Raw genomic sequence first — 13,231 nt, forward strand, 5'->3', positions numbered from 1 at the left:
GGGGGCGTGGAGTTCACCAAGGGACACGGCACCGGCAACGACTTCGTCATCCTCCCCGACCCGGACGGCGCGCTCGACCTGACCCCGGGCCTGGTCGCCGCGCTCTGCGACCGGCGGCGGGGCCTCGGCGCGGACGGCGTGCTGCGGGTGGTGCGGGCCGCCAAGCACCCCGAGGGGGCGGGCCGGGCCGGCGAGGCCGAGTGGTTCATGGACTACTGGAACGCCGACGGGTCCTTCGCCGAGATGTGCGGCAACGGCGCGCGGGTCTTCGTCCGCTACCTGCTGGCGCAGGAGCTGGCCGAGCCCGTCGACGGCACCGTGCCGGTGGTCACCCGCGCCGGCCTGGTGCGGGCCCGCGTCGAGGGCGACGGCATCGCCGTGGAGATGCGCCGCCCCCGGCTGTACGACACGTCGACCGCCGCCCTGGGCGGGCTGACCCTCGCCGGCACCGCTGTGGACGTCGGCAACCCGCACCTCGTCTGCGCCCTGCCGGCCGGGCTGGACCTGGGCGCGCTCGACCTCACCCGGGCCCCCGCCGTCGACCCGGCGCTCTTCCCGGCCGGGGTGAACGTCGAGTTCACCGTCCCCGGCGACCCGGTCGACGGCGTCGACGGCCACGTGCTGATGCGGGTCCACGAGCGGGGCTCCGCCGAGACGCTGTCCTGCGGCACGGGCGCGTGCGCGGTCGCCGCGGTCGCCCTGCGCGACGCCGGCCGGGACGCCGGCACGGTGACGGTCGACGTCCCCGGCGGCCGCCTCACGGTCACGGTGACCGACGACGCCTGCTGGCTGGCGGGCCCGGCCCTCCTGATCGCCACCGGCGCCGTCGACCCCGCCGCGCTCCGCCGCTGATCAGGGGGTGGCGCTGGCGGTGGCGGCGATCTCCGGGAGGTCCGCCGGGCCCGGGTCGGCGGCCGGCGGGGGAACGGCGGCGGCGGGGGTCTGCGCGGCGGCGCGGACGGCCGCGGCGACCGCCGGCGCCACCCGGGCGTCGAACACGCTGGGCACGATGACGGTCGGGTTGATCTTGTCCTCGCCGACGACGTCCGCGATGGCCCGGGCGGCGGCGATCGCCATCTCCTCGGTGAACTCCTCGGCGTGCGCGTCGAGCATGCCCCGGAACACGCCCGGGAAGGCGAGCACGTTGTTGATCTGGTTGGGCTGGTCGGAACGGCCCGTGGCGACCACGGCGGCGTGCTTGCGCGCCTCCCGGGGGTCGACCTCCGGGTCCGGGTTGGCCAGCGCGAAGACGATCGCGTCCTTGGCCATGGTGGCGATGTCGTCGCCGGTGAGCAGGTTGGGCGCGCTCACCCCGATGAACACGTCCGTGCCGCGCACCGCCCCGGCCAGGTCGCCGGAGTAGTTCTCCTTGTTGGTGTTCTCGGCCAGCCACTGCCAGGCCGGGTTGAGCCCGGTCAGGCCGCGGTGCAGGGCGCCCTGCCGGTCGTACGCGATGATGTCGCCGACGCCCTGGCGCAGCAGCAGCTTCATGATCGCGGTGCCGGCCGCGCCCGCGCCCGAGACGACCACCCGCACGTCCGCGAGCTGCTTGCCCACGACGCGCAGGGCGTTGGTCAGCGCGGCCAGCACGCAGATCGCGGTGCCGTGCTGGTCGTCGTGGAACACCGGGATGTCCAGCGCGTCGCGCAGCCGGGCCTCGATCTCGAAGCAGCGCGGCGCGGCGATGTCCTCCAGGTTGATCCCGCCGTACGCGGGCGCGATCGCCTTGACGATCGCCACGATCTCGTCGGTGTCCTGGGTGTCGAGCACCACCGGCCAGGCGTCCACCCCGCCGAAGCGCTTGAACAGCGCCGCCTTGCCCTCCATCACCGGCAGCGACGCCGCCGGCCCGAGGTTGCCCAGGCCGAGCACCGCCGAGCCGTCGCTGACCACCGCGACCGTGTTGCGCTTGATGGTGAGCCGCCGGGCGTCGGCCGGGTTCTCCGCGATCGCCATGCAGACCCGGGCCACGCCCGGCGTGTACGCCCGGGACAGCTCGTCGCGGTTGCGCAGCGCGACCTTCGAGCTCACCTCGATCTTGCCGCCGAGGTGCAGCAGGAACGTGCGGTCGGACACCTTGCGCACGTCCACCCCGTCCAGGGCGGTGAGCGCGTCGACGACCTGGTCGGCGTGGCCGGCGTCGGCGGTGTCGCAGGTCAGGTCGACCAGCACGTGCGTGGGGTCGGAGTCGACCACGTCGAGCGCGGTGACGATCGCCCCGGCCTCGCCGACGGAGGTGGTCAGCCGGCCGATCGACGAGGCGTCCGCCGGCACGGAGATCCGGATCGTGATCGAGAATCCCGCGCTCGGAAGTCGGGTGATGGCCACAGGATTCCCTCCGTCGACGCTGATCGGGGTCGGTCTTTCCTCGCCCCGCATTTCTACTCGCCCGCCCGGATCGCGGAGCACTCACCCCCACGTTCGGTGGTCCACGCGACGGGCATATAGCGGGTGCATCCGGCGTTGACACGTGTCAGGATTGGTCGTACGCGACAGAATCCGTCGCCACGGCACATAACGGACAGGAGGCGCGGTTTGCGCGACCAGGAGACCTACGTACCCCTCATGGACGACGAGCTCGAGGCGACCACCGGGGAGTTCGAGCTGTCGGAGCGGCAGGCGCTGCGGCGGGTCCCTGGCCTCTCCACCGAGCTCACCGACATCACCGAGGTCGAATACCGCCAGCTCCGGCTGGAGCGGGTCGTGCTCGTCGGGGTCTGGACCGAGGGCACGCAGACCGACGCCGACAACTCCCTCACCGAGCTGGCGCAGCTCGCCGAGACGGCCGGCTCGCAGGTCCTCGAAGGGCTGATCCAGCGCCGCAGCCGCCCCGACCCCGCCACCTACATCGGCCGGGGCAAGGTCGACGACCTCGGCGCGGCGGTGCTCGCCAGCGGCGCCGACACCGTGATCTGCGACGGTGAGCTGTCCCCGTCCCAGCTGCGCAACCTGGAGCAGCGCATCAAGGTCAAGGTGGTCGACCGCACCGCCCTGATCCTCGACATCTTCGCCCAGCACGCCAAGAGCAAGGAGGGCCGGGCGCAGGTCGAGCTGGCCCAGCTCGAATACCTGCTGCCCCGGCTGCGCGGCTGGGGCGAGACGCTGTCCCGCCAGACCGGTGGCTCCGGCCGCGGCGGCGGCGCGGGCGGCGGCGTCGGCGTCCGCGGCCCCGGTGAGACCAAGCTGGAGACCGACCGGCGGCGCATCCGGCACCGCATCGCCCGGCTGCGCCGCGAGATCAAGGCCATGCGCACCGTACGCCAGACCAAGCGCGCCCGCCGCTCCCGCAACGCGGTGCCCGCCGTGGCGATCGCCGGCTACACCAACGCCGGCAAGTCCAGCCTGCTCAACCGCCTGACCGGTGCCGGCGTGCTGGTGGAGGACGCCCTGTTCGCCACGCTGGACCCGACCACCCGCAAGGCCACCGCGCCCGACGGGCGCATCTACACCCTGTCCGACACCGTCGGCTTCGTCCGGCACCTGCCGCACCAGATCGTCGAGGCGTTCCGCTCGACGCTGGAGGAGGTCGCCGACGCCGACCTGGTGGTGCACGTCGTCGACGGCGCCCACCCGGACCCGGAGGAGCAGGTCCGGGCGGTCCGCGAGGTGCTCGCCGAGGTGGGCGCGGACCGGCTGCCCGAGCTGCTGGTGGTCAACAAGACCGACGCGGCCGACGAGGAGACGCTGCTGCGCCTCAAGCGGCTCTGGCCCGACGCCGTGTTCGCCTCGGCCCGCTCCGGGCGGGGGATCGACGAGGTGCGGGCCGCCATCGAGACGCGGCTGCCCAGCCCCGCCGTGGAGGTCCGGGCCGTGCTGCCGTACGACCGGGGGGCCCTGGTCGCCCGGGTGCACCGACAGGGCGAGGTGCTCAGCTCCGCCCACCTGCCGGAGGGCACGATGCTGCACGTGCGGGTCGACGAGGCGCTCGCCGCCGAGCTGGCGCCGTACGCCGCCGCCGAGGAGCGGGTCGCCGCCGCCCGGTGAACCCGGGCCGGCCCGGCCCGGCACGCGACAACGAGGGGCACGCCGGACCACCCGCGACGGGCGGTCCGGCGTGCCCCTCGCGTTTACACGGGCATGCGACACTGACCCCATGCGCCGCGCTGTTTCCTCGGTCACGGTTGCCCTCGGCCTGCTCGGGGCGACCGTGGCGCTCCCCGGAGTCGCCCTGGCCGCGCCCGCCCCCGGGGCCGCCGCCGCCCCCGATCCGACCCCCGGCAAGAAGCGCTGCGCCGTCACCGACGAGCGGCTGCGCGAGCTCTCCGGCCTGGTGGCGACCAGGAGCGGCTACGTCGTGATCAACGACGGCACCACCATCGAGGCGCGCAAGCGGGTGTTCTTCCTCGACACCAAGTGCCAGGTGACGAGGGAGGTCCGCTACTCGGGCAACGGCCCGCTCGACACGGAGGACCTGGCGCTCTCGCCGGACGGCGAGAAGCTCTGGATCGGCGACATCGGCGACAACATCACCAGCACCGAGCGGCGGGAACGGGTCGCGGTGTGGAGCATGCCGGCCGACGGGTCGGCCCGGCCGGTGCTGCACCGGCTGTCGTACCCGGAGAAGAAGCCGCACGACGCCGAGGCGCTGCTGATCGGCGACGACGGCAAGCCGCTGATCATCACGAAGGTGGCCAGCGGCAAGGCCGAGATCTTCACCCCGGAGGGCAAGCTCAACAGCGGCGACACCGACCCCGTGCCGATGACCAGGGTCGGCGAGGTCTCCCTGCCGAAGACGAACACCCCGAACGTGCTCAACACCATCGGCCGGGTCGCCATCACCGGCGCCGCCCGCTCGCCCGACGGCAAGAAGGTGGTGCTGCGCACGTACGCGGACGCCTTCGAGTACGACGTCTCCGGCGGCGACATCGTCGGCGCGCTGACCGGCGGCAAGCCCCGTGTGACCCCACTGACGGACCCGTTCGGCGAGGCGATCTCCTACACCCCCGACGGCAAGTCGTTCGTCACCGTCTCCGATGGCGGCGAACTGGGGGAGGACGAGGCCATCGAGATCCTCGCCTACACCCCCGCCACCACCGGCGCCGAGGCGCTGAACGGCGGCGACGCCGGCCCGCCGAAGCCGGCGGCGGAGAAGTCCTGGATCGAGGGGCTGAGCCTCGACGAGATCACGTACCTCATCGCGGCCGTCGGCGTGATCGGCGCGCTGATGGTCGGTGCCGGCATCTTCGGCATCCTGCGGGCCCGGCGGCGTCCCGCGCCGCCCGACGACCCGTCCGGCGACGCCGACCTGCCGGAACGCGACGAGTTCCCGCTCAACGCCGGTCCGGCCGGACCGGCCCGGGGGCGGCCGGTCGACGGCCGGCCGCCGGGCGGCGGCCGGGGCGGCGTCTACGGCGGAGTGCCGGCCGGCGGTGGCGGATACGCCGCCGCCCCGGCCCCCGCCGCCGGCCCCCGCCCGCCCTCCGGCGGCGTGTACGGCGGCGCGGCCCGCCCGGCGGGGGCCGCCCGCCCCCCGCAGGGCGGCGGCGTGTACGGGGGTGGCGGTGGCCGGCCCTCCGGCGGCGGGTACGGCGGCGCGCAGCCCGGGGGTGCTCCCCCCGGCCGGGGTGGCGGCGGGGCCCCGCCCCCGGACCGGGCGGCCCAGCCGGGCCGTGGCGGGGTCTACGGCGGGCGGGCCGAGCCGCCCCGGCGGGGGCGCGACCCCAGGGACCCGCGCGGAGGGCGGCACGGCGACGGCGGGCCCGGCGACGAGCGCGGCGGCTACGGCCAGCCGCCCGGCGGGGGCCGCGAATACCGGGGCGACCGGTACTGACCGCGGTCGCGCCCCGGCGCGGCGGGCGTCCTCGCCCACCGGCCCGCCCGGGTGCGCGGGCACCCGTGGCCGTCGGCGGTGGGCGCCACCGGCCCGGGTGGCCCGTCAGGGGGCGCGGCCCGTCAGATGCGGCGCAGGACCGCGACGACCCGACCCATGATGGTGGCGTCGTCACCCGGGATCGGGTCGAAGGCCGGGTTCTGCGGCATCAGCCAGACGTGGCCGTCACGGCGGCGGTAGGTCTTCACCGTCGCCTCGCCGTCGAGCATCGCGGCGACGATGTCGCCGGCCTCGGCGGTCGGCTGCTGCCGCACCACCACCCAGTCGCCGTCGCAGATCGCCGCGTCGAGCATCGAGTCGCCCTTGACCTGGAGCATGAAGACCTCGCCCTCGCCCACCAGCTCGCGGGGGAGGGGGAAGACGTCCTCCACCGACTGCTCGGCGAGGATGGGGCCACCGGCGGCGATCCGGCCGAGCATCGGCACGTACGCCGGTGCGGGGCGCTGCGAGCGGCTCGCCTCGTCGTCGAGGGTGTCGGCGGGAGCCCGGACGTCCACCGCGCGCGGCCGGTTCGGGTCGCGCCGCAGGAAGCCCTTCTTCTCCAGCTCCTTGAGCTGGTAGGCGACGCTGGACGGGGAGACCAGGCCGACGGCCTCGCCGATCTCCCGCACGCTCGGCGGGTAGCCGTGCCGCTCGACCCAGGTGCGGATGAACTCCAGGATGCGGCGCTGCCGGGCGGTCAGGTCGACCGTGGCCGGGTCGGGGAAGCTGCTGACCATCGGGGTGACCGGGCGCACGGCCGGCTGGGCGGCCCGACTGCGCGCGGCGCGGGGGCGTCGGGTGGCCGGCGGACCCGCCTCGGTGCTCTGCTGCGGGTTCTTCGGCCGGCTGGCCCGGTCCTTGGTCACGTCCGTCCTCCCTGGTCGGCGCTCGTTGCCCGGCGGCTCGGGGCGTGGGGTGAGCCGCGCGTTGCCTCGGCCGGTCCGCGTGCTCCCCGGCCCGGTTGTTCTTGACCGTATAGGTGGGATCGGCCATTTTCAAACATCTGTACGACCTTCGTCGGCGTGTCGGACGCGAAAAGCGGGAAATCCGAACGCCTGTTCTGATAAATGGTACGCGCGCTCGAACGTCAGTTCGATGCACGCCTGCCCGATCCCCGTTCGAGGCGCGGGTCGGCCGCAGGGCGTGACCGGGGGGACGCGTGCCGCGTTGGGGCTTTCGGCGGCCCTGCGGAGGGGGTGCCGACGTGATTCTGGCGACGCGCCGGACACGCCCCGGCGAACTTGACCACGGTCCGCCGGACGCATACGGTCAACCCCTAGATGTAGTAGTCACACGGGCGTAAGTCGCCTACAGGTTGGGTTCGACTACCGACCGCACTTCCCGCTACCGCACCCGGTGGCGGTCCCCGAGCGGGGCCGGCGCCGCGGTTTCGCGTGCCCGGGGATGCCTGTCGGCCCGCCGTCGATGAAGGAGGTCAGGCGATGCGGTGCCCATATTGCCGGCACGCCGACTCCCGGGTCGTCGACTCGCGGGAGGCCGACGACGGCCAGCTGATCCGGCGGCGGCGGTCCTGCCCCGAGTGTGGCAAGCGGTTCACCACCGTCGAGGAGGCGGTGCTCGCCGTGGTCAAGCGGAGCGGGGTGACCGAGCCGTTCAGCCGCATCAAGATCGTCGGTGGGGTGCGCAAGGCGTGCCAGGGGCGACCGGTCGACGAGGACTCGATCGCCCTACTCGCGCAGAAGGTCGAGGAGACCATCCGGGCCAAGGGGGCCGCCGAGATCCCCAGCCACGACGTCGGCCTGGCGATCCTGGGCCCGCTGCGGGACCTGGACGAGGTGGCCTACCTGCGCTTCGCCAGCGTCTACCGCTCGTTCGACTCCCTCGCGGACTTCGAGCGCGAGATCGAGACGCTGCGGGCCGCCGCCCGCGCCCGGGAGGGCGTCGTGGCCGGCGGCGACGGGACGGCGGCGGCGGGGGCCGCCGGCCGTACCGAATGATTTTTCTGGTTTCTGACAGTTTGGACGCGCGGTGGGTGACCGCGCAGACGAGGGGGCGGATGAGATGGCGGGGGACGGCGTGACAGCAAGCCGGACGCGGACGAAGGCCAGCACCGGCCTGAAGGTCGAGCGGGTGTGGACGACCGAGGGGGTCCACCCCTACGACGAGGTGACGTGGGAGCGTCGCGACGTCGTGATGACGAACTGGCGGGACGGCTCGATCAACTTCGAGCAGCGCGGGGTCGAGTTCCCCGAGTCCTGGAGCGTCAACGCGGCCAACATCGTCACCACCAAGTACTTCCGGGGCGCCGTGGGCACCCCCGAGCGGGAGTGGTCGCTGCGGCAGCTCATCGACCGGGTGGTCAGCACCTACCGGGCCGCCGGTGAGGAGCACGGCTACTTCGCGACCCCGGCCGACGCCGAGGTGTTCGGCCACGAGCTGACCTGGATGCTGCTGCACCAGGTGTTCAGCTTCAACTCGCCGGTCTGGTTCAACGTCGGCACGCCCTCGCCCCAGCAGGTCAGCGCGTGTCTGCCCTACGACTCGCTGGTCAGCACCCCCGGCGGCCTGGTGCCGATCGGCAAGCTGGTCGAGGGGAACGCCGTCGGGGCCAAGGTGTACGACGGCAACGGCCTGACCAGGATCGTCGCCGTCAAGGCCAACGGGGTGCGCGAGGTCGTCCGGCTGCACACCAAGGCGGGTTACCAGCTCGACGTCACGCCGGACCACGTGGTGTGGAAGAGCACGGGCGACGGCACGGGCCAGTGGGTCGAGGCCGGCACGCTCGCGCCCGGCGACAAGCTGGAATGGCACCGCACCTACGCCTATGGCGAGAGCGAGATCGACCTGCGGGAGATCCGCGAGGCCGCGCTCGCCGGCTGGCTGCAGTCCGACGGGTTCGTGGGGCAGTACGACGAGGGCACGAACCGGTCGTTGACGATCGAGGCGATGACCGTCAACGACGACGAGCTGGACTGGGTCACCGTCACCCTCGACGAGGTCTTCGGCGGCGCACACCGGCACGAGCGCACGGTGACGACGCAGAGCGACGAGCTGGACTGCCGCCGCACCCGCCTCTACGGCGAGCACCTGCGCCCGTTCGTGCAGAAGTGGGACCTGCTCACCCGCGGCGTCGAGATGGAGGTGCCGCGGCAACTCTTCACCGCGCCGCTGCCGGTCGTCGCGGCGTACCTGCGCAGCATCTTCCAGGCCGAGGGCTACGTCTCCGCGCGCGAGCACTCGACGCTCGTTGCGGTGGACATGGTCTCGGAGAAGCTGATCCGGGGCGTGCAGAGCCTGCTGCTGCGCTTCGGGATCTTCTCCCGCGTCGCGCACAAGCCCGACCCGCGCCCGAACCGTAAGGGCTGCTGGTCGGTCCGGATCCAGAACGACGGCGACCGTGACCTCTTCGCCACCCACATCGGCTTCGTCGGCGCGGAGAAGATGGCCAAGCTCGAGCAGAGCTTCGCCAAGGCGGGCCGGTCGGCCGGCGGCGTCAAGCGGCTGGAGATCGACCGCATCGAGCCGCTCGGCGCGATGGAGGTCTACGACATCCAGACGGAGAGCGGCGAGTTCCTCGCCGGCAACCTACGGGTGCACAACTGCTTCATCCTCTCCGTCGACGACTCGATGGATTCGATCCTCGACTGGTACAAGGAGGAGGGGCTGATCTTCAAGGGCGGCTCCGGCTCCGGGGTCAACCTGTCCCGGATCCGCTCCTCCCGGGAGCTGCTCTCCTCCGGCGGCACCGCCTCCGGCCCGGTCAGCTTCATGCGCGGCGCGGACGCCTCCGCCGGCACGATCAAGTCCGGCGGCGCCACCCGGCGCGCGGCGAAGATGGTCATCCTCGACGTCGACCACCCGGACATCGAGGAGTTCGTGATCACCAAGGCGCGCGAGGAGGACAAGATCCGCGCGCTGCGGGACGCCGGCTTCGACATGGACCTCGGCGGCAACGACATCGTCAGCGTGCAGTACCAGAACGCCAACAACTCGGTGCGCGTCTCCGACGAGTTCATGTCGGCCGTGGAGAACGGCGGCGGCTTCGACCTGCGCGGCCGGCTCGACGGGCAGACCATCGAAACCATCGACGCCAAGAAGCTGTTCCGCACCATCGCCCAGGCCGCGTGGGAGTGCGCCGACCCCGGCCTCCAGTACGACGACACGATCAACGACTGGCACACCTGCCCGGAAACCGGACGAATCACCGCATCTAACCCATGTAGTGAATACCTTCATTTGGACAATTCGTCCTGCAACCTGGCCTCGCTGAACCTCATGAAGTTCCTGCGGGCCGACGGCGGGTTCGAGGTGGAGAAGTTCGTCCGCTCGGTCGAGTTCGTCATCACCGCGATGGACATCTCGATCTGCTTCGCCGACTTCCCGACCGAGCGGATCGGCGAGACCACCCGCGCGTACCGGCAGCTCGGCATCGGGTACGCCAACCTCGGCGCGCTGCTGATGGCCTCGGGCCTGCCGTACGACTCGGAGCAGGGCCGCTCCGTCGCCGCCGCCATCACCTCGCTGATGACCGGCACGGCGTACCGCCGCTCGGCCGAGCTGGCCGGCATCGTCGGCGCGTACGACGGCTACGCCCGCAACGCCGAGCCGCACAAGCGGGTCATGCGCAAGCACGCCGCCGCCAACGACGAGATCAAGCCCACGAGCACGGTCGCCACCGCGATCGTCCGGGAGGCCACGAAGCAGTGGACCCAGGGCAACAAGATCGGTGACAAGCACGGCTGGCGCAACTCCCAGGCCGCGGTGCTCGCACCTACCGGAACCATCGGCCTGATGATGGACTGCGACACCACCGGCGTCGAGCCCGACCTGGCGCTGGTCAAGTTCAAGAAGCTGGTCGGCGGCGGTTCCATGCAGATCGTCAACCAGACCGTCCCGCGCGCCCTGCGCAGCCTCGGCTACCCCGAGGAGCAGGTCGAGGCGATCGTCGAGCACATCGCCGACCACGGCCACGTGGTGGACGCCCCCGGCCTCAAGCCGGACCACTACCCGGTCTTCGACTGCGCCATGGGCGAGCGGTCCATCGCGCCGATGGGGCACGTGCGGATGATGGCGGCCGTCCAGCCGTTCATCTCGGGCGCCATCTCCAAGTGCGTCGTCGGGGAGACCCTGGTGGCCTCCGGGGACGGGCTTGTCCGAATGGGCAGCCTCTACCAGGGTGAGGCGGAGGACACGTTCCGGGCGGAGTTCCTCAAGATCTCCTCCCTGGACGGTGACCGCAAGACCGACGCGTTCTACTACGGCGGGGTACGTCCGGTGCGGACGGCCACGCTCCGCTCAGGGCACTCGGTGACCGGTACCTATCCACACCGGCTGCTCACCGCTGGTGAGGGTGGACTGGTCTGGAAGACGCTGGGTGAACTCCAGCCGGGTGACCACGTCGCCACCCAGTACGGTGCCGACCTGTGGTCGTCCGTCCCGGCGAGCCTGCGCGACGTGGTGACCTCGCGGTCCTACGGGAACCAGCGTTCGGTGACGCTGCCGCAGGAGATGACGGAGGAGTTGGCACTCCTCCTCGGCGCGTACGCCGCCGAGGGGCACACCAGCCGCAGCAACTGGACGATCACCATCACCAACTCGGTCGACTCGGTGCTGGAGCGGATCCAGGCAGCCTGGCAGTCGGTGTTCGGGCTGACCGCCCGGATCGACCGGCAGCCTGGCAAGTGCCCGGCGGTGGTCCTGTCATCCAAGACCGTCGTGGAGTTCATGACGGAGCTCGGCTGTGGCTCGCGAGCCTCCGAGAAGCGGATCCCCGACGCGGTGCTGCGCTCCCCTCGCGACATGGTGCTGGCCTTCCTGCGCGGCCTCGCGCTCGACGCATGCGTGACGACGGCCACCGCGCCGAAGTGGGCGATCTGTCTGGACAGCCCGGCCCTGCTGGACGACCTGCAGGCCGTGTTGACCAACCTCGGTGTCGTGCACGGCCGGGTGAGCAAGTTCAACTCCGAGTACGGCAAGTCGTACGACGAGGTCTACGCCGCCGGCTACCAGGGGCAGCTCCTGGTGAGCATGGTGCCGTTCCTGGAGCCGGAGAAGGCCGCTGCTGCCGCTCATTACCTCGCCCAGTCCTACGGCACGGGGACGGCGGATGTCGTGCCCGGCATCACCGGGCGGGAACTCTACAACCTCATTCCGGCGGGAAAGCCGGGCCGGGACGGCGTTCGCGGTGACCGTTCGAGCTTCGCGTTCCTCCTCGACGAGCGCACCACGCACGTCACCCGTCGTACGGTGGAGCGGGTGGCCTCCCTCGACGGGGTGGTGCTGCCGGGGTGGCTGCGCCAGGTGCTGGACGGCAACCTGCACTTCTCGCCCGTCGACTCCGTCGTGGATGCTGGTGAGCGGGAGGTGTTCGACCTTTCGGTGCCGGAGACCCACGCCTTCGTGGCGAACGGCATCATGAACCACAACACGGTCAACATGCCGGAGCAGGCGACCGTCGAGGACGTCGAGAAGATCTACTTCGAGGGCTGGAAGCTCGGCCTGAAGGCGCTGGCGATCTACCGGGACAACTGCAAGGTCGGCCAGCCGCTGTCGGTGGCCAAGCCCAACAAGGCGACCGCGTCGACCGAGGCCCCGGCCGAGGCGGAGAAGGCCGTCGAGAAGGTGGTCGAAAAGGTCGTCGAGTACCGCCCGGTGCGCAAGCGGCTGCCGAAGAAGCGGCCCTCGGAGACCGTCAGCTTCTCCGTCGGCGGCGCGGAGGGCTACCTCACCGCCTCGTCGTACCCGGACGACGGCCTCGGCGAGGTCTTCCTGAAGATGTCGAAGCAGGGCTCGACCCTGGCCGGCGTGATGGACGCCTTCTCGGTGGCCATTTCCATCGGCCTCCAGTACGGCGTCCCGCTGGAGACGTACGTCAGCAAGTTCACCAACATGCGCTTCGAGCCGGCCGGCATGACCGACGACCCGGACGTGCGGATGGCCGCCTCGGTGATGGACTACATCTTCCGTCGCCTGGCCCTGGACTTCCTGCCGTACGAGCGCCGCGCCGAGCTGGGCATCTTCACCGCCAAGGAGCGGGCCGCCCAGCTGCGGGCCGAGGCGGAGGCGGAGAGCGCGACGGTCAGCGGTGCGGACCTCACCGCGATGGCGGCCTCCGCGCCGGTCGAGTCGCCGGAGACCGCTACGCCGGGCCAGCCGGCCACGGTCGGGGCGGTCGCCCAGCCGACGCAGGAGCTGGCCGACGTCGCCGCCGCGAAGCCGGCCCCGTCGGTGGGCTCCAGCACTGAGCTGCTGGAGGCCGTGATCGGCAAGGCCGCCGACGCGCCGCTCTGCTTCACCTGCGGCACGAAGATGCGCCCGGCGGGCAGCTGCTACGTCTGCGAGGGCTGCGGGTCGACCAGCGGCTGTAGCTGAGTGTGGCAGCAGTCGAGCCCCGGGCGCGCCAGCGCCCGGGGCTCGACCTGTCGGTGTAAGGAAGGGCACCTTGTTAACGCCTACGGT

Annotated in this window: 7 protein-coding genes; 5 read left to right on the forward strand and 2 right to left on the reverse strand. The window is 72.2% G+C overall.

What is annotated here, in order from left to right; translation table 11 throughout:
• The first annotated feature begins 6 nt into the window (after positions 1 to 6).
• A complete protein-coding gene (gene dapF, locus O7633_RS29080) occupies positions 7 to 852 on the forward strand; it encodes a diaminopimelate epimerase (protein WP_282324668.1) in 846 nt (281 codons plus the stop codon).
• On the opposite strand, the gene O7633_RS29085 is transcribed toward dapF, so the two are convergent.
• Positions 853 to 2,379 carry an NAD-dependent malic enzyme gene (locus O7633_RS29085; protein ID WP_282324669.1) on the reverse strand — a complete coding sequence of 509 codons (1,527 nt, stop codon included), beginning with the start codon at positions 2,377 to 2,379 and terminating at the stop codon, positions 853 to 855.
• A 156-nt stretch (positions 2,380 to 2,535) separates the two neighbouring features.
• Here O7633_RS29085 and hflX point away from each other — a divergent pair, with 156 nt between their 5' ends.
• Positions 2,536 to 3,984 carry a GTPase HflX gene (hflX, locus tag O7633_RS29090; RefSeq protein WP_282324670.1) on the forward strand — a complete coding sequence of 483 codons (1,449 nt, stop codon included), beginning with the start codon at positions 2,536 to 2,538 and terminating at the stop codon, positions 3,982 to 3,984.
• Positions 3,985 to 4,093: 109 nt separating this feature from the next.
• Positions 4,094 to 5,770 carry a hypothetical protein gene (locus O7633_RS29095; RefSeq protein WP_282324671.1) on the forward strand — a complete coding sequence of 559 codons (1,677 nt, stop codon included), beginning with the start codon at positions 4,094 to 4,096 and terminating at the stop codon, positions 5,768 to 5,770.
• 122 nt (positions 5,771 to 5,892) lie between these two features.
• Here O7633_RS29095 and lexA read toward each other — a convergent pair whose 3' ends face one another.
• Positions 5,893 to 6,678: a transcriptional repressor LexA gene (lexA, locus tag O7633_RS29100; RefSeq protein ID WP_282324672.1), complete on the reverse strand. Its 786-nt coding sequence runs from the start codon at positions 6,676 to 6,678 to the stop codon at positions 5,893 to 5,895.
• 576 nt (positions 6,679 to 7,254) lie between these two features.
• Between lexA and nrdR the strand changes: the two genes are divergently transcribed.
• Together nrdR and O7633_RS29110 are read left to right on the forward strand one after the other, a co-directional pair.
• Complete coding sequence (gene nrdR / locus O7633_RS29105; RefSeq protein ID WP_282324673.1) at positions 7,255 to 7,770, forward strand: transcriptional regulator NrdR; 516 nt, start codon at positions 7,255 to 7,257, stop codon at positions 7,768 to 7,770.
• Positions 7,771 to 7,834: 64 nt separating this feature from the next.
• A complete protein-coding gene (locus O7633_RS29110) occupies positions 7,835 to 13,144 on the forward strand; it encodes a vitamin B12-dependent ribonucleotide reductase (RefSeq protein WP_282328677.1) in 5,310 nt (1,769 codons plus the stop codon).
• Positions 13,145 to 13,231 lie beyond the last annotated feature (87 nt).

Origin of the sequence: Micromonospora sp. WMMD712 (assembly GCF_029581295.1) — a bacterium.
Taxonomy (GTDB): Bacteria; Actinomycetota; Actinomycetes; order Mycobacteriales; family Micromonosporaceae; genus Micromonospora; species Micromonospora carbonacea.

Excerpts from the sequence above, each read along its gene's own strand:
- nrdR (WP_282324673.1), top strand. The coding sequence starts at position 7,255 with ATGCGGTGCCCATATTGCCGGCACGCCGACTCCCGGGTCGTCGACTCG.
- O7633_RS29095 (WP_282324671.1), top strand. The coding sequence starts at position 4,094 with ATGCGCCGCGCTGTTTCCTCGGTCACGGTTGCCCTCGGCCTGCTCGGG.
- O7633_RS29085 (WP_282324669.1), bottom strand. The coding sequence starts at position 2,379 with ATGCGGGGCGAGGAAAGACCGACCCCGATCAGCGTCGACGGAGGGAAT.
- O7633_RS29110 (WP_282328677.1), top strand. The coding sequence starts at position 7,835 with ATGGCGGGGGACGGCGTGACAGCAAGCCGGACGCGGACGAAGGCCAGC.